Here is a 20,567-nt window from a genome sequence, read left to right as displayed (position 1 = left end):
CGCGGCCGTCAGATCGCTCTTGCCGTCGTTATCGGTGCGCGCTTGCCGCCGCAGCCCCAGTCCCAGTCACGGGTTTTGCCGGTATCGAGGTGAACCGAATCGGTGTGGCAGTAGGTGCCGACGCCGCCGCGGTCCGGCAACGAGCGGATATAGGTGGCGATATCCCATTTCGTCACACCGTCGATCTGGATGTCGGCCGCCTCGCAGCTCTTGTGCATCGATTCGTCGGCGCCGCCGACGAGGCGGTTATGCTCTTCGTCACGGTAGCCGGAGGTGACGATGACCGGCCTGCCGAAATGACTTTCGACCATCTTGATCACTTTCAGCAGGTCGGGCTTGAAGCAGCCGACCTCGACCTTGTCGTTCTGAAGATGCAGCCCGTTCGGCGCGATGCGCGTCATGCCGGGCAGCGCCGCCTTGTGCAGCAGGCCGGAGAGGCTGCCGAGCAGGTTCTGCTTTGGCGCGCTGTAAAGCGCGTTCATCGTCGAGGCCGGAATGCTGGCCGTCGCCAGCGACGCCGTTTGCACGGGCGCAAGCTGCGTGCTGCTATTCTGCGAGGATTGCTGCGGCAGCACCGGCTCCACCGGCTGTGTGGGCACGGGCGGCTGGCTGTAGACGCTGCTTCGCGCAGGTGCTGCACCTTCCACCGGCACATAGGCCTGCGGCTGAATGACGGTGGACGTGCTGTTGTTCTGCGGCGCCGGCTGGTGATCGGAAAAGATGCTCATCGCCTGCGCATTGATCCGGGTCGACTGCAGGACGAGTCCGCCAATATTGGCGGGCGCCGCCGTTGCCGAGCCGGCGGGCGGGACGGCTGCATTCGGGTATTGTGCCACGACCTGAGGCGCACCCTGGACGCCGGAGATGTTGACGAGCCGGGGATCCGTATAGACCGAACGTGGGGCAGGGCTTGCAGGCGCTGCCGTGGCCAGCTCAGGTGCTGCGGCCGGCACAGTCGGAACCACCACCGCCGAATCGAGTGCCTTCTTGTCCGACGCGCAACCGGACAGCGCCAGCATCGAGGTGGCGATCAGCAAAGCGCCCGTCACGGGCATCCGCATTTGCATCTTACGCAAGCGACAGTCTCCAGTTGAATGCGGAAAATAAACGAAAACGCTTCTATTCCGCTTCGAGTCGTCAGGAGATTGCCTGCGGCGTCGGCTCGCGGCAAGCGCCGAGGCGCCGGCCAGACCCGAAATCGAAAAAGCCGCAAGCCTCGCAAAAGCCTTGCGGCGAAAACCCTTACCAGGCGCCGGTATTGCCCATCGAGGCCCAGGGTTCGGCGGCCGGAAGCGGGCTGCCCTTCTGCAGGATTTCGATCGAGATGCCGTCGGGCGAGCGCACGAAGGCCATGTTCCCGTCGCGCGGCGGCCGGTTGATGGTGATGCCGTTGTCCATCAGATTTTGGCAGGTGGCGTAAATATCGTCGACCTCATAAGCGAGGTGGCCGAAATTGCGACCTCCGCTATAATCTTCCGTGTCCCAATTGTAGGTAAGCTCGAGGCAGGGAGCTTTTTCGCTGCGCGCACGGTCGAGATCGTCGCGAGCAGCCAGGAAAACCAGGGTAAAACGGCCCTTCTCGTTTTCGTGGCGGCGAATCTCCTCCAGCCCGAAAAGCGTAGTGTAAAAGGTGAGTGAGGCGTCGAGGTCTTTGACGCGCACCATTGTATGAAGATAACGCATTCTATTTACTCCTTTATTGGGGCTAGCTTTTTTCGGCGAGCCGAGGTCAGCTTCGGGCAAGTCATCTTTATAAAATGTGCACCTGGGAATAACCGAAAACTAGGACTTGCGCTTATCCGTTACCAAGATGTTAATCTTGATTTCAAGAATCAGTTAACCGTAACAGTGTGACGCGTATTCGAGGGGCTGGCGACAATGGCTGACAGGATTTCATCGAACGAATACTCCGACCTCGACGAGCTATCAGGAGAGGCGGTCGATCTTGTTGAAATCACCGGCGTCGTCAAGTGGTTCGACGTTGCCAAGGGTTTCGGCTTCATCGTGCCCGACAACGGCATGCAGGATGTTCTCCTGCACGTAACCTGCCTGCGCCGCGACGGTTACCAGACGATCCTTGAGGGAACGCGCATCGTTGCCCTCATCCAGCGCCGCGAGCGCGGCTACCAGGCTTTCAAGATCCTCTCGATGGACCAGTCGACCGCGGTTCATCCCTCGCAGCTGCCGCCGGTGCGCACCCATGTGCAGGTCACCGCGACGAGCGGCCTCGAGCGTGCGCTGGTCAAGTGGTTCAACCGCACCAAGGGCTTCGGCTTCCTGACGCGCGGCGAGGGCACTGAAGACATCTTCGTGCACATGGAAACGCTGCGCCGCTTCGGCCTGACGGAACTGCGCCCCGGCCAGGTGGTCCTCGTCCGCTTCGGCGACGGCGAAAAGGGCCTGATGGCCGCAGAGATCCATCCTGACGTTCCGAGCCCGGCAAGCCGGTCGCACTGAACATGCGCGGCCTAATCCTATTTGATGCCATCAGAAGCGCCTTATTGGCGCTTTTTTTCATGGTCGCGCTGCCGGCTTTGGCTGACGAGGAGATACGGTTCGACAAGGAGCCGCTGCTCATCCAGACCGCTACGGGCAAGGTGCTGCATTTCACCGTCGAAATCGCCTCGACCCCGGATCAGCGCGCCCGCGGCCTGATGTTTCGCAAGACGATGGCCGATGATGCCGGCATGATCTTCGATTTCGACCAGCCGCGGCGCGTCACCATGTGGATGGAAAACACCATCCTGCCGCTCGATATGCTTTTTGCAGACGACACCGGCACGATCCGCCACATCAAGGAAAAGGCAGTGCCCTATTCACGCGACATCATCGATTCGATGAGCGCGGTGAAATACGTCGTCGAACTCAACGCCGGCATCGTTGCCAAACTCGGAATCAAGCCGGGCGACAGGATCGTCAGCGCCACGACGACGAAGAAGGCGAAGTGACGGCGCGCGACCACGAGCAGGGTGCGCCTGTCAAGGAATTCAACAATATCGGGATATTTGAATGGTCGGAGTGGAGAGATTCGAACTCCCGACCCTCTGGTCCCAAACCAGATGCGCTACCAGGCTGCGCTACACTCCGTGCCGTGAATGGCAGGGGAGATACACGGTTCACTTCGCCGTCGCAACCCATAAATCCAGCTCTGGCCGAAGATTCCTCGCAGGACCTGTGGATGCAAGACAGAAAAATCTTGATAGGTCGCCAGCCTGCTTGCCGGGCGCACGAGTTCGGTCTGTCTGGCGCAATTGTACGTCAGCACAGGGCTCCCTTAGCCGTGGGCGATCAGGCCGATATATTGGGCGTAGCTGATGGCAACGTAGAAGAACGCCGTGATGCTAGCGCCTATCACAATGGCATTGAACTCCGCCGAACGTCTCATCATGAGCTGCAAATCCACTGAAATCGATTGAGCCGTAAACTAGTGCCGAGGGAAGGCAGCGGCAATCAGGTTATGATCACAAGGTGAAACAAGCGGAAATATTGCGAAATCCGCCGGCAATCACCGGATTTGAAGGGGAGGCGGTGTCGGCTGTCATGCGAACGGAGTCGGCAGGCGTGTCGCACACCGCCTTTTTTCTTGAAAAAGCGGGGATTCGCGGCTAAGCAAAATTCATCTCTTGGCATTATTCTCTGCCAAGGCCCGAGAACGGGCCGGCAACGGGATTGAGACCATGAAAGGCGGGCGCTTGCCCGCATAGTCGGAGACGCTGCAGTCATGTCTGCCAAGATCTATCGTCCAGCCAAGACCGCCATGCAGTCCGGCAAGGCCAACACCCATCTCTGGGTGCTTGAATACGATCAGGAGTCGGCGCGCAAGATCGATCCGATCATGGGCTACACTTCCTCGGGCGATATGCGCCAGCAGGTGAAGCTCACCTTCGAAACGCAGGAACTCGCCGAAGCCTACGCCCAGCGCAACGGCATCGAATACCGCGTCATCGCACCGAAGGATCCGGTCCGCCAGGTCGTCGCCTATCCGGACAATTTCCGCTATACCCGCACGCAGCCCTGGACGCATTGAGATTTCTGGTCCAGATATGCCGCATCCGGTCGCGCTCGTGAGACGCGGCCGCCGGACGGCCCCTTAGCTCAGCTGGATAGAGCACCTGCCTTCTAAGCAGGTTGTCGCAGGTTCGATTCCTGCAGGGGTCGCCATCATTTCAAGGGTCCGTTCCCGAAGAGATTGGTAGTAGTTGGTGGCGCGGCTTGGTTTGCCCCTGCGCGCGCTTATGGCGGCGCATGATTCGTCCATTTTCTGAAAACGATAGGATGAGTACCCTGCTGTTCGTTGTCTCAGATCGGATCATTCGAAAGCGGGCGGGGTGGGCTCCGTGGCAGACGCCCAATGGACCCACACACGGACCCCGCGATCCTTCAGTGCATCAAAGGTGCGCCTGGCTGGCGTGCCGGTCGTCGTGACCTCATCATAAGTCCCGTTGTCGAGAACTCTCACTTCTTTCAGCCTCGGCAAGTCGAGCAGAGCTTCGATGTGGTCTATGCCGGTGTTGAGCCTCAGATATTCCAGTTTCTGCAGTGACAGAAGGGCGCGCACGTCGACGTTTCCGATCATCGAGATTGCAGAAAAGCTTCTGAGGTTCCTGCAAAGCTCGATCCCAGTCAGCTCTTTCACGTCGAAGACATCGTCCTCGCCATCCCAGAAATACCACGCGAACTCATAGGCGGTTCCTCCGCCGTCAAACTCGATCTCCTCCACGGCGGCGAGAAGCTCGTCGGTCAGTGGATATCGCTCCAGATAGGCCCGGGCCTCAGGAATGATTTCGTACCCGTCGTCCTCGAGATCGACGGCTCGTCCCAGGACATGAGTTGCGAGCTGTGCCGGAGTGCCGAGATCAATCTGCTTCGCGTCGAGAAGCGAGGACAGCACGACGAGCTTGAGGTTCGAGTCCGCAAAGGGCGCACCGGCCGCGCCCGTTGCCACCGGATAGGATGGTTCCGTCGGTTCCGGATATTCCGCCGCGGGGTTGGAGAAGCCGATTTCGTTGACGGTCTCGAGGGTGAGGCGGACGCGGAGAGTGTAGCCCTCGGGAAACCGTCGCACGCCCATGCGCACGCCTCGCATCATTGGAAGGTCGTCTCCGATCTCAAGAGACGGCATGGCAGCGAGTACCTCTTCGATCTTCATTCCCATGGCGATCTCTCCGACCGGATGGAGGAAGCGATGGTCGTAGTCGAGCATACCGATCAGTCCGTTCCGATCGATCCATGCGACGAAGCCGTGGCTGTTCTCGAGCAGATCGATCTTGCCGCCTTTATGTGGAGCAGGAGGCTTCCAGGTGGAACCCATCGCTGCCTCGACCTTCGCCATCGGCATTCCGGGCCTCAGGGCTGCGAGCGCCGCGACATCCACATTCTCGTTCGACGCCGCCATCACCCGCCCTCCATGAATGCCTGCAAGCGCGACCGCGGCCACGCCAACCATCAATTCTCGCTTCCGCATCAAAACGTCTGCCACCTTCGTTGTCTCCGGCTATGTTAAAGCCACCGTGTGACAAATATGCTGCCCTTTTTCTGGACGTTCAATGCAAGGGGGAACGGAGGAATGGCTGCCTCATGAGGGCGAGTGCCTGTGTCGTCACCGGGCCACATCGCCCAGCGTCAATCTTAGCATGGATCTCCGAGTTCGCGCATCCTGTTCACATTTCGTTCCCGTGATGCTAGTCTCGCCCTGAGTGAAATGTGAGGGGCATTTATGGATCAAAAGGCCAAGTTCGAGCGGCTGAAGGCACTTCACCAGGGAGACAGCGCCTTTGTCATCCCAAACCCATGGGACGCCGGCTCGGCTCGCCTTCTCGCAAGCCTTGGCTTCGAGGCGCTCGCGACCACCAGCGCGGGCTACGCCTTTTCCAAAGGCAAGTTGGATTCATTCGCGAGCCTTGGGCGGGATGAGGTACTTGAGAACGCCGCCGAGATCGTTGGCGCTGCCGATCTTCCTGTCTCTGCTGACCTTGAAGATGGCTTCGGTGCGTCGCCGGAAACCTGTGCGGAAACCATCCGCTTGGCCTGCGAAACCGGACTTGTCGGCGGATCGATCGAAGACGCAACAGGCAATCCTGCTGCCCCGATCTACGAGCTGTCGCAAGCCGTCGAGCGCATCCACGCCGCAGCGGAGGCTGCACGGGGTCTGCCTTTCCTTCTCACGGCGCGGGCGGAAAACTATCTGTGGGAGACACCCGATCTGGACGACACGATCGAGCGGCTGCAAGCATTTTCGGCCGCTGGGGCAGATGTGCTTTACGCACCCGGATTGCCGGATATCGAGGCAATCAGAACCGTTTGCGCAGCCGTGGACAAGCCGGTCAACGTGGTCATGGGTTTGAAAGGGCGAAAATATTCTGTTGCCGAACTGTCGAGCGTCGGAGTGCGCCGCGTGAGTGTCGGCGGCTCTTTCGCGCGGGCTGCGCTGGGGGCGTTGATGCGCGCCGCTGTGGAGGTGAAAACAGCGGGTACGTTTGAATATGCCGACGACGCGCTCTCCGCTGCATTCGCCAGCCAACTGATGTCACGGGAGAAGCGCCAGGACAGGCTATGAGTTGGGCAGAAGCAAAAGTCGCGGCGGATTTGCACTGCTCGAGCGTTTTCCGCAAATTCTTCTCTGGAATCTGATCGAGCGATCTCAGTGAACGACCGAGAGGTAGCGGATGCCGGCTTCATCTGCCGCTCTGATCAACGCTTCCCGCGCGGCGTCCGGGGGCGTGGTTCCGCGGATGGCGTCGAGGCATGTCCTCACCGCCACGACATACTCCTCGCCGTCATCGCCGGGCCATGCAGAAATTAGCATGGTGGCGGCGTCGCCGAGGGTCCTGATGACGCTGTATTTTTCCTGGCCGCTCATGAGGATCCTCAGTGCGGGAAACTGATGCGATGTGTACCGATTCATGACATTTTGTCCTTGCATCATAAACATATTAGTAACTCTGCAAGAAGTGTTCCAACCGGCGCTGCAGGATGATTATCCTCTATGAATCGGCAAAAGCAGTCGGCAACGCCTCTCCAGCCAGGAAGCCGGGAACTTGTTTTAAACACATTGCCGTCATATTGATTCATCTATCGAAATTGCTTGTCGAGCTTGGTTTGCGCCCTTGGCGTCCCAGCTGATCTTTCCTTTCAAAATCGATTTCTGCGCCGTCCGGCAGCCGCCGGAGGGTGATTGTCATGCCGGTTGAGGGGGAATCGTCATGAACGCAGGCAAGTCTTTGATCGACGCAAGCCTCCCCCAACACCATCGTCGCTGTCTGATATGCCTTCGGTCTTTGACCGCGGATGTCAGTGCCGGCATTCCGGCTGGGTTTTCCAGCCATTGAGGAGAATTTCATGAGCAAGACCAATGCAGAGGCACTGTTGCGCAAAGCGCAGCGCCAGGTTGCCAATACCAGCGGCGGCGGCCATCTCGGCGGCACCAATTTCGGTCAGGGCAATGACGCCAAGACTGCGTCCGGAAGCGGCAACCGCCCGGCAGGCAAGGGCCGGCCACCAACTGGCGGCAAACGCTGACGACAGCGCCGCGCGTCTTTTGAGACACGCAAAGGACGCTGCAGCACTTTGAACTGCTGCATCATTTTATCCTTAAATCGATTCCGATTTAAGGAATTCTGCAGGAGAAGCAGCATCGCGATTGAGGACAGCCCCGCCAAAATGGCGGGGTTTCTGTTTGACAGACCTCTGAAGGGCTCGGGCTCTTCTCAGCGATCCAGGAAATGATCGAAGTAGACCTGGGGGATGGGGTAGGCGTAGACGCCTCTGTCGACGAAGCTGTACCTATAGAGGCAACTTCTGAGAGCCGCGTTGTAATAGAGGCTGTGCGGGTCCGTTGAGCCGCGTTGCCATGAGGCTGCCTCCGGCACGCACCGCTGAAGCGCTTTGTCGTACCGAGCCAGCAGCGCCGGGTCAGTATCGACCCGAATGCCGCTGTAGGATTGATAGTTTGAAGGAGATTCTGCGGCCGATATACAGCCCAGACCAAGTGCAACACCAACGACTGCCATCAATCTCATCGGATTTAATTCTCCACGATCGATTTTGAAGTAATCGAGCGCGACGTTATTGGTTCCAACGCCTGCAGGCAAGGGGGACTCCTTGTTCCCTCCGCATCTGCGAAAGACCTTGCCGGGTGGCTGCCGTCTTAGAAATGGCGGCAGCCATCCGCCGTCGATCAATCCAGGAGATCGGCCGGTACCTTGCCGCCATTTTCCGAAAGCCGCTTCATCAGGGCCTTGTGCAGCCACATGTTCATTTTTGCGGAATCGTTGGTGTCGCCAGTATAGCCGAGTTCAGCGGCAAGTTCCTTGCGCTCGGTCAGGCTCGCATCCATCCCGACGGCTTTCATCAGGTCTACAATAGAACGGCGCCAATCGAGTTTCTGACCGCTCTTTTTCGCAGCCGCATCGAGGATCGGGACGATATCGACTGTGGCTGTGCCTGTGGCCGTGGGGACTGGCTTGCTCTGCTGCGCAGGGGCCGGACTGGGGTTTGCCGACGGTGCGGCAGGCGCTGGCGCCGGCTCTGTCGTCGGCGCGCCGGCAGCAACGGGTTCGGCTGCTTTCGCCTCTCCGAAGATTGCATGTTTGATCTTGTCGAAAATACCCATTTTAAACCTCCAGTTCCCTCAAATGAGAACATGCTGAAACATGGACTTCCCGCTTGATATATCCAGGCAGAAAGGGAGTTATTTTTAGCATGTTCAATCGCTGGTGGAGAAGCCAATGCCCGCGACAGCTGTGGTCGATCATAAGGAAAAGCTGCCATCGGACTATTCGCCGCCGGCTGACGATTGCTGGCGCCATCGGAAGGAATACTTCAACACCCCTCCGACTGTCAGCCGACATGCCCGCTTTAGGCACAGTCGGTCGGTCGATTCGGAATTCAATAACCGTGAAACATCATTGCACGCCGCCAAACCGACTTGCCGGGCCATGCTGTGAAACCTTCGTCATCTCTTCACGTTGCCTTGCCATGGACGTCCTGTAGTTGCAGGCGTCCGATCGATCGAAGGCACGCGCGTTCCTCGATTTTCGACTGCCGGGCAGATCGTTCGGCGGAATGGAAACGGAGGAAAACATGACCCATAACCATGGACTGTCCTTTGCAGTGCTCGCATCCACCTGCGCACTCCTTGCCATGCCGGCAAGCGATGCGCGTGCGATGGATGTCGGTGTGTCGGTGAATGCAGGCAATGCCGTCAGCGCCGGTGTCAATGCTTCCGTTGGCGGCTCGAACGGGGTCAATGGCGATGCGACCGCCAATGCCGGCGGTGGCATCGATGCCGATGTCAATGCCAGTGTCGGTGGCGGCAACGGTATCGACGCAGACGCCAACGCCAGGATCGGGGGCGAGCGCGGCGTCAATGCCGATCTCAATGCACGCACCGGCGGTTCTGATCGGCTCGATGCCAACGCCACGGCCTCGGTCGGTAGCGGTAATGGCATCGATGCCAACCTCGCCATCGGCAGGGTGGATGGGGCAGGCAGCAGCGGCAGACCCGCGGCTGAGCGCAGCCTCAGCGCGTCCCAGATCCGCACCCTGGAGGCCTTCCAGGCGAGGCCTGTCAATGATCAGCGCAAGATGCTCGTCCGTTGCGCCGATATCTCCGCCTCCGGCGGTGATTCCGGTCTTGCCGGTCTCTGCAGTCTGCTGCAGGCGACAGCCTCCCGCTGAACGTGAAAAACCCGCCGAACCGGAAGGTGCGGCGGGTCTTTTCAAGGGACGCTTCGATCTAGTGCAGGATCTGGCTGAGGAACAGCTTGGTGCGTTCGTGCTGCGGGTTATCGAAGAAGGCGGCCGGTTCGTTCTGTTCGACGATTTGGCCCTGGTCCATGAAGATGACCCGGTTGGCCACCTGGCGGGCAAAGCCCATTTCATGGGTGACGCAGAGCATGGTCATGCCTTCCTCGGCAAGACCCACCATGGTGTCGAGCACTTCCTTGATCATTTCGGGATCGAGCGCCGAGGTCGGCTCGTCGAACAGCATGATCTTCGGGTTCATGCAGAGCGACCGGGCGATCGCCACGCGCTGCTGCTGGCCGCCGGAAAGCTGGCCCGGATATTTGTTGGCCTGCTCCGGGATCTTGACCCGCTTCAGGAAGTGCATGGCCACTTCTTCGGCCTGCTTCTTCGGCATCTTGCGGACCCAAATTGGCGCCAGCGTGCAGTTTTCCAGGATCGTCAGATGCGGGAAGAGGTTGAAGTGCTGGAACACCATGCCGACTTCGCGCCGCACCTCGTCGATCTTCTTCAGATCATTGGTGAGCTCGGTGCCGTCGACGACGATTTTGCCTTTCTGATGTTCTTCCAGGCGGTTGATGCAGCGGATCATCGTCGACTTGCCCGAGCCTGATGGGCCGGCAATGACGATGCGCTCGCCGCGCATGACCTTCAGGTTGATGTCGCGCAGCACGTGGAAATCGCCGTACCACTTGTTCATGTTGACGATCTCGACCGCCACTTCCGTCGCGGAAACGGTGAGCTTTTTCGCTGGAGCTTCAGCCATGATTATTTTCCCTCATTCTTATCGTTGTAGCGTTCTTATCGTTTGTGGCCGGTATCGAGATGGCGTTCCATGAAGCCTGAATAACGCGACATGCCGAAGCAGAACAGCCAGAAGATGAAGCCCGCGAAGATCAGACCCGTGATCGGCGTGACGGCGCTTGCCCAGTTGGCATCGGAGAAGTTCAGCTTGACGATGCCAAGCAGATCGAACATCCCGATAATGGTGACCAGCGACGTGTCCTTGAACGTTCCGATGAAGGTGTTCACGATGCTCGGGATTACAAGCTTGATGGCCTGCGGCATGATGATCAGCCGGGTCTTCTGCCAATAGCCGAGGCCGAGTGAATCGGCGCCTTCGAACTGTCCCTTCGGGATCGCCTGAAGGCCGCCGCGGATCACTTCAGCCATATAGGCCGACGTGAAGATCGACACACCGATCAGCGCCCGAAGCAGTTTGTCCACGTTCCAGCCTGTGGGAAGGAAAAGCGGCAGCATGACACTTGCCATGAACAGAACGGTGATCAGCGGAACGCCTCGAATGACCTCGATGAAGGTAACGCAAAGCATCCGGATGACGGGCATCTTCGAGCGGCGTCCCAGCGCAAGCAGAATGCCGACGGGTAGGGAGACGGCGATACCGACAAAGGACAGGACGAGCGTCACCATCAACCCGCCCCAGAGCGGAGTCTCCACCACTTCGAGGCCGAAGCCGCCGTGAAGAAGCCAGAAGGCCATGATCGGCAGGACGGCGAACAGAAGGATGGCGTTCAGGCCCTTGCGCGGCGCCGACGGGATCAGCATCGGAACCAGCAGCAGAATGAACAGGATCCCGACGATCGCCGGCCGCCAACGCTCACCGAGCGGATAGCGGCCGAAGATAAACTGATCGTACTTGGCGCTGATGAAGGCCCAGCATGCACCGCTCCAGCCGTCAGGCTGGATGCCGCCCTGGATCGTTGTCGCGCAGAATGTGCGGTCCGGCCCGGACCATACGGCCTGGATGAACAGCCAGTTGACGAGATGCGGCACGGCCCATGCGAGGAGCGCAAGAGCCAGGATCGTCAGGATCACGTCCTTCGGGCTTGCCAGGAGATTGCGACGTATCCAGGCGACGGCTCCTCTCTCGCCGGGGGGCGGCGGTTCGGCGGCAAGGATGGACGTTCTGACAAAGGGTTTATCGGCGACCGACATCTTATCTCTCCACCAGTGCCATCTTGGCGTTGAACCAATTCATGAACAGCGACGTGAGAATGCTCAAGCTGAGATAGACGATACCCCAGATGCAGACGATCTCGATCGCTTGACCGCTCTGATTGAGGATCGTGCCACCGACGGCAACGAGATCCGAGAAACCGATCGCGATGGCGAGTGAGGAGTTCTTGGTCAGGTTCAGGTACTGGCTCGTCAACGGCGGGATGATGATGCGCAGCGCCTGCGGCACCACGACAAGTCTCGTCACGCTCGACGGATGCAGCCCCAGCGCGCCGGCTGCTTCGGATTGTCCTTTTGCAACGCCGCGAATGCCGCCGCGAACGATCTCGGCGATGAACGAGGCGGTATAGAAGGACAGAGCGAGAAACAGCGACATAAATTCGGGGCCGACGACGGAGCCGCCCGTGAGGTTGAATTTTCCGGCAACCGGAACGTCGAAGGTGAGCGGAAAGCCGGAGACAACGAAGACCAGCAATGGCAAGCCGACGATCAGCCCGATTGCCGTCCATACGGTGTGGAACGGCTGGCCGGTTGCGGCTTGGCGTTTATGGGCCCAGCGCGCGATGATGATGGTGGCGACAATCGCAATCACGAGGGCGATGCCGACCGCTATCATGCCCGTCTCGAAGATTGGCTTCGGGAAGGCTAGTCCTCTGTTGTTGAGGTACATGCTGAACGGCAGACCCACCGATTCACGCGGCTGCGGCAAGACGGAGAGAACGCCGAGATACCAGAAAAAGATGACGAGCAGCGGCGGAATGTTGCGGAAAACCTCGACATAGACCGTGCAGAGCTTGGCAATCAGCCAATTGCGCGACAGCCGGCCGATCCCGATCAGGAAGCCGATGATGGTCGCCGTGAAGATACCGGTCACCGCCACCAGCAAGGTATTCAGAATGCCGACAAGAAGTGCGCGCGCATAAGTCGAGTCGCTCGAAAAGCCGATCAGCGACTGGCCGATTTCGAAACCGGCGCGGCCGCGAAGAAAGCCGAAACCCGATGCCGTATTGCTGCGGGCAAGGTTCACGGCAGTGTTGTGGGCCACCCACCACACAAAGCCCACGAGAACAACGATTGTTAGGACCTGGTAAAATATGCTCCGGTATTTCGGGTCGTACATTGCCGACCGGAAACTCCAGCCGGTGCCATGCAAAGGTGTCGTATCCACAGCCTCATGCGTCATGCCGCGCCAATCCCCTTGTGCCCGTTTTCGGGCTTTCTTTTTACTTTTTGGAGTGGGAAGGCGGCTTGGCCGCCTTCCCGGTATGTCATTGCCAGTGCTCGATCAACGAACCGGCGGTGCGTACTGGATGCCGCCCTTGTTCCACAGCGCATTCAAGCCGCGTGCGATCTTGAGCGGGCTGCCCTCGCCGATGTTGCGCTCGAAGATTTCACCATAATTGCCGACGCCCTTGATGACGTTGGCGGCCCAATCATTCGTCAGGCCGAGATCGGTGCCGATCTTGGTGTCGGTCTCGCTGCCGAGGAAGCGCTTGATATCCGGGTTCGGCGAGTTCTTCATCTCGTCGACATTTGCCTGCGTGATGCCGAACTCTTCGGCATTGATCAGCGCATAAGCCGTCCAGGAAACGATATCGAACCACTGATCATCACCCTGACGGACGGCCGGGCCAAGCGGCTCCTTGGAGATGATCTCAGGAAGGATGACGTGTTCGTCGGGATTCTTCAGCGTCAGACGCAACGAATAGAGACCGGACTGGTCGGTCGTGTAAACGTCGCAACGACCGGCGTCGTAGGCAGCGTTGACCTCAGGAAGATTTTCGAAGACGACCGGATTGTACTGCAGATTGTTCGTCTTGAAGTAATCGGCGAGATTCAGTTCGGTAGTCGTGCCCGACTGCACGCAGACTGCGGCGCCGGAGAGTTCGAGAGCCGACTTCACGTTCAGGCCCTTGCGGACCATGAAGCCCTGGCCGTCATAATAGGTGACAGGACGGAAATTGAAGCCGAGTGCGGTGTCGCGATTGATCGTCCAGGTCGTATTACGCGAGAGGACATCGATTTCGCCGGACTGGAGGGCGGTGAAACGTTCTTTCGCATTTGTCGGCGTGTACTTGACCTTGGTGGGGTCGCCGAACACAGCCGAAGCGACTGCCTTGCAGAAGTCGACGTCGAAGCCGGCCCAATTGCCGGAAGCGTCAGGTGCGGCAAAGCCGGTAAGGCCGGTGTTGACGCCGCACTGAACGAAACCCTTTGCCTTGACGTCTGAGAGAGTGGTGGCGGAGGCGGCCGAGGCGCCAACTGCCAAAACTGCTGCGCCGATGGCGGCCGACAGGAGCTTATTTTTCATTTTCCCAACCTTTTCCGTTGTCTTATCTTTTCTTGTGGAGAGTGCGTGCCGACAATCCGTGCCGCCTCCCCATTGTCTCGACACCCTCCCGGCGCGAGAGACCCTATCACAGTCGCAAATCTCACCATGGTCAAGTGTCGCGCCCAATAATTGCGGCGAAATGCAACATTTTGGCAGATAGCGCTGCATTCATGGGCTGTTGACTAGGAAATAGGCGCCTGGTTGCGGAAAAATAACGCGAAAATCGAAATTTCCATCATTTCGGATCGTCGCCTGCAACCGATCTTCAAGGGGTTGACCTGATATGGCAGGGCGTCCAAAAGTCCACTTTTGCGTCTCCGTCGCCAAAGGCTATTCCCGACATGAAAGACAAAGACAGCTTCCTGCAGAATGCCGGCATCAACACCCGCCTGACCCATATCGGCAACGACCCTTTCGACTATCACGGCTTCATCAATCCGCCGGTCGTGCATGCCTCGACGGTGCTGTTTCCGAATGCGCGGGCGATGGAGACGCGCACGCAGAAATACACTTACGGGACGCGCGGCACACCGACGACGGATGCGCTCTGCGAGGCGATCGACGCACTCGAAGGCTCGGCCGGAACGATCCTTGTGCCGTCGGGCCTTGCGGCCGTCACCATTCCGTTCCTGGGTTTCGTCGCTGCCGGCGATCATGCGCTGGTGGTCGATTCGGTCTATGGCCCGACGCGCCATTTCTGCGACACGATGCTGAAGCGCCTCGGCGTCGAGGTGGAATATTACCATCCGGAGATCGGCGCCGGCATCGAGACGCTCTTCCGGCCGAACACGAAGCTCGTCCACACCGAGGCTCCCGGCTCCAACACCTTCGAGATGCAGGATATTCCGGCGATCTCGGCAGTTGCGCACCGCCACGGCGCCGTCGTCATGATGGACAATACCTGGGCGACGCCGGTCTATTTCAGGCCGCTCGATCACGGCGTCGACATCTCCATCCACGCATCGACGAAATATCCGTCCGGCCATTCCGACATCCTGCTCGGAACGGTTTCGGCCAATGCCGAGCATTGGGAGCGGCTGAAGGAAGCAAACGGTGTGCTCGGCATCTGCGGCGCACCCGATGATGCCTACCAGATCCTGCGCGGATTGCGCACCATGGGCCTGCGCCTCGAGCGGCACTATGAAAGCGCTCTTGATATCGCGGAATGGCTGGAGGGCAGGGAGGATGTCGCCCGCGTGCTGCATCCGGCCCTGCCGAGTTTTCCCTCGCACCATCTCTGGAAGCGGGATTTCAAAGGCGCCAGCGGCATCTTTTCCTTCGTGCTGGCCGCCGACGGTCCCGAGAAGTCCAGAGCAAAGGCGCATGCCTTCCTCGACGCGCTCAGGATTTTCGGCCTCGGCTATTCCTGGGGTGGCTTTGAAAGCCTCGCTTTGCATGCCAATCTCAACGATCGCAAGATCGCCAAGGCGCCGACGGAGGGTCCGGTCATCCGCCTGCAGATCGGCATCGAGGACGTGGCCGACCTGAAGGCCGATATCGAACTGGGTTTTGCGGCGGCAAGCGCCGTCTGACCAGACACGCTTTATCGCTGGTCGCGCCTCAAGGCAGATCGACAGCCCGATAGCCGTAGATCCAGTCGAGATCTGCCGCGAGGCTTAGCGGCGGCTTGAGGCCGAGCACAAGATCGCGGCCGATCCGGATCGGCCCTTTCGCATGATAGGCAAACCGGTTGAAGGCGCCGCGCTGGCGAAGCCTCGCAATGCGTGGCGCCCGATGTCTTTCGAATAGCGCCAGCGCTTCCGCCACGGGGCTGTTCGAAAGAAATGTGGCGAGTTCGTAGGCGTCTTCGATCGCCATCGCCGCTCCCTGGGCGGCAAAAGGCATCATCGCATGCGCGGCGTCGCCGATCAGAACCGTCTTTCGGCCGTCCTGCCATGCGCCTGATGTGGTTTCGAACAGCGGCCAGAACGTCAGCTTCCTATTTATCTCGAGCAACGAGACGATCGCGGTGTTCCAGCCGGAAAGGCGCGCCCGTAGCTGCGCCCGCTGCTCGGCCGTCGGCTCGCTTTGCCAGGCCTGCGGCGCGATATTGCCGGCGGTGATTGCCACCATGTTGAAGCTGCCGGTTTCCCGCAACGGATAGCAGACGAGATGCGCCGAGCCGCCGAGGAAGGCCGAAACGCTTGCCCGGTCGAGGAAACCGGGCGCCTCATCCTCGGCAACAGTGAAGCGGTAGGCGATATTGCCGGAAAAGCGCGGCGAGGGGCTGCCCGGAACGGCTTGCCGGAGCTTCGACCAGACGCCGTCGGCGCCGATGACGACATCGGCCGCCCGCTCGAAAAGCGGTAGGGTCGAATCTATCCGCACGCCGAGGTGAAGCCGGCAGAGCGGATCGGCCGCAACCGCAGCCAAAAGGGCTTTCTGCAATGTGGTGCGGTGCAGGACGCCATAGGGAGCGCCCCAGCGTTCCCGCGCGAATTTGCCGGCCGGCACCGCCGCGAGCTGGCGGAGCGACCCACCCGATATCAGCCGGATCGCGTCCGGCTCGAGCCAGACCTTTGACAGGCCTTCAAGGATACCGAGTTCGGCAAGGATGCGGGAAGCGTTCGGCGAAACCTGCAATCCGGCGCCGACTTCAGTGAGTTCGCCCGCCTGCTCGAAGATCTCCGAGCTGATACCCCGGCGCGAAAGCGCAAGGGCAGCGGTCAGCCCTGATATCCCGGCGCCGATGATGGCGGCATGTTCGACCGGCATTGTCCGTCCGATCCGGATCTGGACTGACTACGCCGCCTTCACGTGGAAAACGCAACCGGCCGGATTGGTCTGGCTGGGTTTGAGCGCGGAATTGAAGCGATAGAGCGTCGAGCAGTAGGAACAGACCTTCTCGTTGTCGTCGCCCATGTCGATGAAGATATGCGGATGATCGAAGGGAGCCGAAGCGCCGGTGCACATGAATTCCTTGACGCCGACTTCGATAACGCGGTGACCGCCGTCGTTCTGGAAGTGAGGAATGTTGTGGCCGGCCATGTCGCTCTCCGAATGCTTTGAAATTTACGCGAACCTTATAAGCCTTCGCCGCAAATGTGTAGAGCCAAAGCGCCGCGCCAGGCACAGTTTTTAGCCACAGTTTTTGGCTTCACGATGAAAGGCCGCTCGACTATGGTCGCGCCAAAAAGGAAGGCCCGATGAACCTGAATACGCCCACATTTTCAAGCTTCACCCATGATGGATTGCAGCTCGCCTTCTTCGATGAGGGCGATCCTGCCGGCGTCCCCGTGTTGTTGATCCACGGCTTTGCCTCGACCGCAAACGTCAACTGGGTGCATCCGGGCTGGCTGAAGACGCTTGGTGATGCCGGCTACCGGGTGATCGCCATGGATAATCGCGGCCACGGCGCAAGCGACAAGCCGCACGATGCCGAAGCCTATCGTCCCTGGGTCATGGCCGGCGATGCGATCGCCTTGCTGGATCATCTGGGCATCCCCGAAGCCAATGTCATGGGCTATTCGATGGGCGCGCGCATCTCCGTCTTTGCCGCGCTTGCGAATCCGCATCGCGTCCGTTCGCTGGTGCTCGGCGGCCTCGGCATCGGCATGACCGACGGCGTCGGTGACTGGGACCCGATTGCCGATGCGCTGCTGGCTCCATCGCTGGACGCGGTCACGCATGCCCGCGGCCGCATGTTCCGCGCCTTCGCCGAGCAGACGAAGAGCGACCGCGTCGCCCTTGCCGATTGTATACGCGGCTCGCGCGATCTCGTCGCCCGCTCCGACATGGCCAAGCTGGACATGCCGACGCTGATCGGCGTCGGCACCAAGGATGATATCGCCGGCTCGCCGCAGGAATTGGCGGCGCTGATGCAAAATGCCGAAGCGCTCGATATTCCCGGCCGCGATCATATGCTCGCCGTCGGCGATAGGGTTTTCAAGCAGGCGGTTCTGGCCTTCTACGCAAAGGTCGCCCATCGCTGACAACATCGTGATGCCGAAAAACCATACTAAAAAACCATGGCGACGGCACCCATTTATGTTATTGGCGTTTTCCTCTATATATTGGATTCCGAAAACGGCATTCCGGCTGGCAACGAGGAGAGCGGCGATGGTCGCAAAGACTGACATTCGTGCTTTTGACACAGGCCATCCGCTGAAGGTGATGGATCCCATCTGGGACAGCCTGCGTGAGGAAGCCCGGCTCGCCGCCGAACGGGACCCGGTTCTCGCCGCCTTCCTCTATTCGACCGTGATCAACTACCATTCGCTCGAGGAATGCGTCATCCACCGCATCTGCGAACGTCTCGATCACCCCGACATGCAGGCGAACCTGCTTCGCCAGACCTTCGAGGAAATGCTCCTCGATTGGCCGGACTGGAGCTCCATCCTGCGTGTCGATATCCAGGCGATCTACGACCGCGATCCCGCCTGCCTGCGCTTCATGGAGGCGGTGCTTTATTTCAAGGGCTTCCACGCGCTGCAGACGCATCGTCTCGCCCATTGGCTGCTGAACCGCGGCCGGCGTGATTTTGCGCTTTATCTGCAGAGCCGCTCCTCCAGCGTCTTCCAGACCGACATCAATCCGGCCGCCCGTATCGGCAAGGGCATCTTCCTCGATCACGCCACCGGCCTCGTCGTCGGCGAGACGGCCGTCATCGGCGACAACGTCTCGATCCTGCACGGCGTCACACTCGGCGGTACCGGCAAGGAGGGCGCTGACCGCCATCCGAAGATCGGCTCCGGCGTCATGATCGGCGCCGGTGCGAAGATCCTCGGCAATATCGAGATCGGCTACTGCTCACGCGTCGCCGCCGGCTCGGTCGTCCTGAAGGCGGTGCCGCCCAAGAAGACGGTTGCGGGCGTGCCGGCCAAGGTCGTCGGCGAGGCCGGTTGTTCCGAGCCGTCGCGCAACATGGACCAGGTGATCGGCGCCGATATCTGAGCGCCCATTGGAAACAAGGATAGGAAAAGTCGGCGGGATCCGAACGGGGAGGGCCATGAGCAAACGGCAACCTTGCCTTTACACCGCTGCATTTCCTGTGCAAGAAGCGGCCAATCAAGACCGCTTACGGAGATGACAGAGTGAAGCCAGAAGAAATCAAGAAGCTCGACGCCTATTTCAAGCGCATGTTCAACCCGCAGATGATCGTCAAGGCGCGTCCGCGCAAGGATGATTCTGCGGAAGTCTATCTCGGCGAAGAATTTCTGGGTGTCGTCTATATTGATGACGAGGACGGCGACCGCTCCTACAACTTTTCGATGGCGATCCTCGACGTCGATCTCTGACCGCGCTCGAATGCTTCAAAGGGACCGAACGGCGCGATCCGTTCGGTCTTTTTTGTTTTTTCGATTCGGAGCGAGAATTTGTTCAAAACTTCCGGTTGCGGCATTCTGATATATTTTAGCAAAATCAATTAAAGACGTACGTGCCCCGACGCGTGGGCTTTGTTATATGATTGTCATGCAACTCCTGGGCGTTTTGCAACGCACAAGACTACTTGACTATTTGTGCGTTGCAGCTACCCTGCCGCCACCAACAGCCCAACGGAGGATGGCTCATGTTCAACTTTGACGATGCTAACAAGAAGAGCAAGGAAGCCGTCGACACGGCACTGAAAAACTATTCCGACACCACCAAGGGCTTTCAGGCGATCGCCGCTGAAGCCACGGAATATTCGAAGAAATCCTTTCAGGACGCGGTGACGCATTTCGAAACCCTAGCCGGCGTCAAGAGCTTCGAGGCCGCTTTCGAGCTGCAGACGAGCTACGTTAAGGCGTATTTTGAAGGCTTTGTCTCCGAGACCACGAAGCTCAGTGAGATGTATGCCGATCTCGCCAAATCAGCCTACAAGCCCCATGAAGCACCGATCGCCGCTGCCGTCGTCAAGAGCGCCAAGTCGGCGCCGTCGGCGACGCCTGCTGCCGCATGAATTGATTTTGACGGCGCAACCTGCGCGACATATTGAAAAACGAGGACCGGCTACGCATCTGTGGCCGGTCTTTTTGTTTCCGCTTTCGCTGCAGCGCCCGCATGGGATCGACCAGGGACTTTTTTGGTCTTTCCCGTGCATGCCGGCCATTTCTTGATTGCAGTGTCTGACAGGGGGCTTAAAATCAGCCTATTATGAACTAAGTTAGTGTTTCAGATATTCGGCGGGAAAAGCACCCTCCCATGCTCCGCCGGATTGCTTGAGGAATGAATGACAATGATCGCAAAGCCGATCCGGATGCAGAACGACAGCGAAAGGAACGGGGACAACGCAAATCGAACCTCGGTCATCACACGCACCAAGCCGAAGACCAAAAAGCCCAACCTCTATCGCGTGCTGCTTTTGAATGACGACTACACTCCCATGGAATTCGTCATCCATATTCTGGAGCGTTTTTTTCAGAAGGATCGTGAAAGTGCCACCCGCATCATGCTTCATGTCCATAACCACGGCGTTGGCGAATGCGGAATATTCACATACGAGGTAGCGGAAACGAAGGTCAGCCAGGTGATGGACTTCGCCCGGCAGCACCAGCATCCGCTGCAATGCGTCATGGAAAAGAAGTGAGGATCT

At 59.3% G+C, this 20,567-nt stretch carries 24 protein-coding genes and 2 tRNA genes; 13 read left to right on the top strand and 13 right to left on the bottom strand.

The window, feature by feature from the left end:
• Positions 1 to 8: 8 nt before the first annotated feature.
• Together RWJ89_RS09315 and gloA are read right to left on the bottom strand one after the other, a co-directional pair.
• Complete coding sequence (locus RWJ89_RS09315) at positions 9 to 1,067, bottom strand: YcbK family protein (RefSeq protein ID WP_410056109.1); 1,059 nt, start codon at positions 1,065 to 1,067, stop codon at positions 9 to 11.
• A 175-nt stretch (positions 1,068 to 1,242) separates the two neighbouring features.
• Positions 1,243 to 1,683, bottom strand: coding sequence for a lactoylglutathione lyase (gene gloA / locus RWJ89_RS09310; protein WP_012757288.1), 441 nt, complete (start codon positions 1,681 to 1,683; stop codon positions 1,243 to 1,245).
• A 195-nt stretch (positions 1,684 to 1,878) separates the two neighbouring features.
• Here gloA and RWJ89_RS09305 point away from each other — a divergent pair, with 195 nt between their 5' ends.
• A complete protein-coding gene (locus RWJ89_RS09305; RefSeq protein WP_012757289.1) occupies positions 1,879 to 2,457 on the top strand; it encodes a cold-shock protein in 579 nt (192 codons plus the stop codon).
• Positions 2,458 to 2,459: 2 nt separating this feature from the next.
• On the top strand, positions 2,460 to 2,948 hold the full coding sequence (locus tag RWJ89_RS09300) for a DUF192 domain-containing protein (RefSeq protein WP_168281808.1): 489 nt from the start codon (positions 2,460 to 2,462) through the stop codon (positions 2,946 to 2,948).
• Positions 2,949 to 3,010: 62 nt separating this feature from the next.
• Here RWJ89_RS09300 and RWJ89_RS09295 read toward each other — a convergent pair.
• Positions 3,011 to 3,087: transfer RNA gene (locus RWJ89_RS09295), tRNA-Pro, on the bottom strand.
• Between the two features lie 634 nt (positions 3,088 to 3,721).
• Here RWJ89_RS09295 and RWJ89_RS09290 point away from each other — a divergent pair.
• Both RWJ89_RS09290 and RWJ89_RS09285 read left to right on the top strand, forming a co-directional pair.
• On the top strand, positions 3,722 to 4,027 hold the full coding sequence (locus tag RWJ89_RS09290; protein ID WP_131642223.1) for an ETC complex I subunit: 306 nt from the start codon (positions 3,722 to 3,724) through the stop codon (positions 4,025 to 4,027).
• 57 nt (positions 4,028 to 4,084) lie between these two features.
• A tRNA-Arg gene (locus tag RWJ89_RS09285) sits at positions 4,085 to 4,161 on the top strand.
• Between the two features lie 148 nt (positions 4,162 to 4,309).
• On the opposite strand, the gene RWJ89_RS09280 is transcribed toward RWJ89_RS09285, so the two are convergent.
• Entirely contained in the window at positions 4,310 to 5,479 is a 1,170-nt protein-coding gene (locus RWJ89_RS09280; RefSeq protein WP_312887199.1) for a DUF7256 domain-containing protein, read from the bottom strand.
• Between the two features lie 237 nt (positions 5,480 to 5,716).
• On the opposite strand from RWJ89_RS09280, the gene RWJ89_RS09275 reads away from it, so the two are divergent.
• A complete protein-coding gene (locus RWJ89_RS09275) occupies positions 5,717 to 6,556 on the top strand; it encodes an isocitrate lyase/PEP mutase family protein (protein ID WP_168281810.1) in 840 nt (279 codons plus the stop codon).
• Positions 6,557 to 6,640: 84 nt separating this feature from the next.
• Here the strand turns inward: RWJ89_RS09275 and RWJ89_RS09270 are convergent, their stop codons facing one another.
• Positions 6,641 to 6,931, bottom strand: a complete 291-nt coding sequence (locus RWJ89_RS09270) for a DUF982 domain-containing protein (RefSeq protein ID WP_131663923.1) — start codon at positions 6,929 to 6,931, stop codon at positions 6,641 to 6,643.
• A 407-nt stretch (positions 6,932 to 7,338) separates the two neighbouring features.
• Here RWJ89_RS09270 and RWJ89_RS09265 point away from each other — a divergent pair, with 407 nt between their 5' ends.
• Positions 7,339 to 7,518 (top strand): hypothetical protein, encoded by a 180-nt coding sequence (locus RWJ89_RS09265; RefSeq protein WP_131663925.1) that lies wholly within the window; start codon positions 7,339 to 7,341, stop codon positions 7,516 to 7,518.
• Positions 7,519 to 7,706: 188 nt separating this feature from the next.
• Here the strand turns inward: RWJ89_RS09265 and RWJ89_RS09260 are convergent, their stop codons facing one another.
• Positions 7,707 to 8,018 (bottom strand): hypothetical protein, encoded by a 312-nt coding sequence (locus RWJ89_RS09260; protein WP_131663988.1) that lies wholly within the window; start codon positions 8,016 to 8,018, stop codon positions 7,707 to 7,709.
• A 158-nt stretch (positions 8,019 to 8,176) separates the two neighbouring features.
• Entirely contained in the window at positions 8,177 to 8,611 is a 435-nt protein-coding gene (locus RWJ89_RS09255; protein ID WP_131642266.1) for a DUF3597 domain-containing protein, read from the bottom strand.
• 470 nt (positions 8,612 to 9,081) lie between these two features.
• Here RWJ89_RS09255 and RWJ89_RS09250 point away from each other — a divergent pair, with 470 nt between their 5' ends.
• A complete protein-coding gene (locus RWJ89_RS09250; protein WP_316030865.1) occupies positions 9,082 to 9,678 on the top strand; it encodes a hypothetical protein in 597 nt (198 codons plus the stop codon).
• Positions 9,679 to 9,736: 58 nt separating this feature from the next.
• Here the strand turns inward: RWJ89_RS09250 and RWJ89_RS09245 are convergent, their stop codons facing one another.
• The 4 genes from RWJ89_RS09245 to RWJ89_RS09230 form a co-directional block, all read right to left on the bottom strand.
• On the bottom strand, positions 9,737 to 10,510 hold the full coding sequence (locus RWJ89_RS09245; RefSeq protein WP_011651798.1) for an amino acid ABC transporter ATP-binding protein: 774 nt from the start codon (positions 10,508 to 10,510) through the stop codon (positions 9,737 to 9,739).
• 35 nt (positions 10,511 to 10,545) lie between these two features.
• Positions 10,546 to 11,700 carry an amino acid ABC transporter permease gene (locus RWJ89_RS09240; RefSeq protein WP_131642269.1) on the bottom strand — a complete coding sequence of 385 codons (1,155 nt, stop codon included), beginning with the start codon at positions 11,698 to 11,700 and terminating at the stop codon, positions 10,546 to 10,548.
• Between the two features lies 1 nt (position 11,701).
• Complete coding sequence (locus RWJ89_RS09235) at positions 11,702 to 12,904, bottom strand: amino acid ABC transporter permease (RefSeq protein ID WP_131642270.1); 1,203 nt, start codon at positions 12,902 to 12,904, stop codon at positions 11,702 to 11,704.
• Positions 12,905 to 13,006: 102 nt separating this feature from the next.
• Positions 13,007 to 14,032, bottom strand: a complete 1,026-nt coding sequence (locus RWJ89_RS09230) for an amino acid ABC transporter substrate-binding protein (protein WP_020049756.1) — start codon at positions 14,030 to 14,032, stop codon at positions 13,007 to 13,009.
• 362 nt (positions 14,033 to 14,394) lie between these two features.
• Here RWJ89_RS09230 and RWJ89_RS09225 point away from each other — a divergent pair, with 362 nt between their 5' ends.
• The gene (locus tag RWJ89_RS09225) at positions 14,395 to 15,585 is read left to right on the top strand and encodes a cystathionine beta-lyase (RefSeq protein WP_221953896.1); all 1,191 of its coding nucleotides are present in this window, start codon (positions 14,395 to 14,397) and stop codon (positions 15,583 to 15,585) included.
• Positions 15,586 to 15,613: 28 nt separating this feature from the next.
• Here the strand turns inward: RWJ89_RS09225 and RWJ89_RS09220 are convergent, their stop codons facing one another.
• Both RWJ89_RS09220 and RWJ89_RS09215 read right to left on the bottom strand, forming a co-directional pair.
• Positions 15,614 to 16,768 (bottom strand): FAD-dependent monooxygenase, encoded by a 1,155-nt coding sequence (locus RWJ89_RS09220; RefSeq protein ID WP_168256468.1) that lies wholly within the window; start codon positions 16,766 to 16,768, stop codon positions 15,614 to 15,616.
• Between the two features lie 27 nt (positions 16,769 to 16,795).
• Entirely contained in the window at positions 16,796 to 17,041 is a 246-nt protein-coding gene (locus tag RWJ89_RS09215) for a zinc-finger domain-containing protein (protein ID WP_003539274.1), read from the bottom strand.
• Positions 17,042 to 17,199: 158 nt separating this feature from the next.
• Between RWJ89_RS09215 and RWJ89_RS09210 the strand changes: the two genes are divergently transcribed.
• The 5 genes from RWJ89_RS09210 to clpS all read left to right on the top strand — a co-directional run bounded on the left by RWJ89_RS09210 (position 17,200) and on the right by clpS (position 20,561).
• A complete protein-coding gene (locus RWJ89_RS09210) occupies positions 17,200 to 17,985 on the top strand; it encodes an alpha/beta fold hydrolase (protein WP_132609636.1) in 786 nt (261 codons plus the stop codon).
• A 127-nt stretch (positions 17,986 to 18,112) separates the two neighbouring features.
• Complete coding sequence (cysE, locus tag RWJ89_RS09205; protein WP_003539276.1) at positions 18,113 to 18,946, top strand: serine O-acetyltransferase; 834 nt, start codon at positions 18,113 to 18,115, stop codon at positions 18,944 to 18,946.
• A gap of 140 nt (positions 18,947 to 19,086) precedes the next feature.
• A complete protein-coding gene (locus tag RWJ89_RS09200) occupies positions 19,087 to 19,290 on the top strand; it encodes a DUF3126 family protein (RefSeq protein WP_003539277.1) in 204 nt (67 codons plus the stop codon).
• A 272-nt stretch (positions 19,291 to 19,562) separates the two neighbouring features.
• Positions 19,563 to 19,934, top strand: coding sequence for a phasin family protein (locus tag RWJ89_RS09195; protein WP_077981121.1), 372 nt, complete (start codon positions 19,563 to 19,565; stop codon positions 19,932 to 19,934).
• A gap of 276 nt (positions 19,935 to 20,210) precedes the next feature.
• Positions 20,211 to 20,561, top strand: coding sequence for an ATP-dependent Clp protease adapter ClpS (gene clpS, locus RWJ89_RS09190; protein WP_017988219.1), 351 nt, complete (start codon positions 20,211 to 20,213; stop codon positions 20,559 to 20,561).
• Positions 20,562 to 20,567 lie beyond the last annotated feature (6 nt).

This window comes from Rhizobium sp. 10PS4, from assembly GCF_032464805.1.
GTDB classification, from domain to species: Bacteria; Pseudomonadota; Alphaproteobacteria; order Rhizobiales; family Rhizobiaceae; genus Rhizobium; species Rhizobium laguerreae.
Note: the sequence above shows the minus strand (reverse complement) of the source record. Positions and strands in the feature narration are given on the sequence as shown.

Excerpts from the sequence above, each read along its gene's own strand:
- RWJ89_RS09315 (WP_410056109.1), bottom strand. The coding sequence starts at position 1,067 with ATGCAAATGCGGATGCCCGTGACGGGCGCTTTGCTGATCGCCACCTCG.
- gloA (WP_012757288.1), bottom strand. The coding sequence starts at position 1,683 with ATGCGTTATCTTCATACAATGGTGCGCGTCAAAGACCTCGACGCCTCA.
- RWJ89_RS09305 (WP_012757289.1), top strand. The coding sequence starts at position 1,879 with ATGGCTGACAGGATTTCATCGAACGAATACTCCGACCTCGACGAGCTA.
- RWJ89_RS09300 (WP_168281808.1), top strand. The coding sequence starts at position 2,460 with ATGCGCGGCCTAATCCTATTTGATGCCATCAGAAGCGCCTTATTGGCG.
- RWJ89_RS09290 (WP_131642223.1), top strand. The coding sequence starts at position 3,722 with ATGTCTGCCAAGATCTATCGTCCAGCCAAGACCGCCATGCAGTCCGGC.
- RWJ89_RS09275 (WP_168281810.1), top strand. The coding sequence starts at position 5,717 with ATGGATCAAAAGGCCAAGTTCGAGCGGCTGAAGGCACTTCACCAGGGA.
- RWJ89_RS09270 (WP_131663923.1), bottom strand. The coding sequence starts at position 6,931 with ATGTTTATGATGCAAGGACAAAATGTCATGAATCGGTACACATCGCAT.
- RWJ89_RS09265 (WP_131663925.1), top strand. The coding sequence starts at position 7,339 with ATGAGCAAGACCAATGCAGAGGCACTGTTGCGCAAAGCGCAGCGCCAG.
- RWJ89_RS09260 (WP_131663988.1), bottom strand. The coding sequence starts at position 8,018 with ATGAGATTGATGGCAGTCGTTGGTGTTGCACTTGGTCTGGGCTGTATA.
- RWJ89_RS09255 (WP_131642266.1), bottom strand. The coding sequence starts at position 8,611 with ATGGGTATTTTCGACAAGATCAAACATGCAATCTTCGGAGAGGCGAAA.
- RWJ89_RS09250 (WP_316030865.1), top strand. The coding sequence starts at position 9,082 with ATGACCCATAACCATGGACTGTCCTTTGCAGTGCTCGCATCCACCTGC.
- RWJ89_RS09245 (WP_011651798.1), bottom strand. The coding sequence starts at position 10,510 with ATGGCTGAAGCTCCAGCGAAAAAGCTCACCGTTTCCGCGACGGAAGTG.
- RWJ89_RS09240 (WP_131642269.1), bottom strand. The coding sequence starts at position 11,700 with ATGTCGGTCGCCGATAAACCCTTTGTCAGAACGTCCATCCTTGCCGCC.
- RWJ89_RS09235 (WP_131642270.1), bottom strand. The coding sequence starts at position 12,904 with ATGACGCATGAGGCTGTGGATACGACACCTTTGCATGGCACCGGCTGG.
- RWJ89_RS09230 (WP_020049756.1), bottom strand. The coding sequence starts at position 14,032 with ATGAAAAATAAGCTCCTGTCGGCCGCCATCGGCGCAGCAGTTTTGGCA.
- RWJ89_RS09225 (WP_221953896.1), top strand. The coding sequence starts at position 14,395 with ATGAAAGACAAAGACAGCTTCCTGCAGAATGCCGGCATCAACACCCGC.
- RWJ89_RS09220 (WP_168256468.1), bottom strand. The coding sequence starts at position 16,768 with ATGCCGGTCGAACATGCCGCCATCATCGGCGCCGGGATATCAGGGCTG.
- RWJ89_RS09215 (WP_003539274.1), bottom strand. The coding sequence starts at position 17,041 with ATGGCCGGCCACAACATTCCTCACTTCCAGAACGACGGCGGTCACCGC.
- RWJ89_RS09210 (WP_132609636.1), top strand. The coding sequence starts at position 17,200 with ATGAACCTGAATACGCCCACATTTTCAAGCTTCACCCATGATGGATTG.
- cysE (WP_003539276.1), top strand. The coding sequence starts at position 18,113 with ATGGTCGCAAAGACTGACATTCGTGCTTTTGACACAGGCCATCCGCTG.
- RWJ89_RS09195 (WP_077981121.1), top strand. The coding sequence starts at position 19,563 with ATGTTCAACTTTGACGATGCTAACAAGAAGAGCAAGGAAGCCGTCGAC.
- clpS (WP_017988219.1), top strand. The coding sequence starts at position 20,211 with ATGATCGCAAAGCCGATCCGGATGCAGAACGACAGCGAAAGGAACGGG.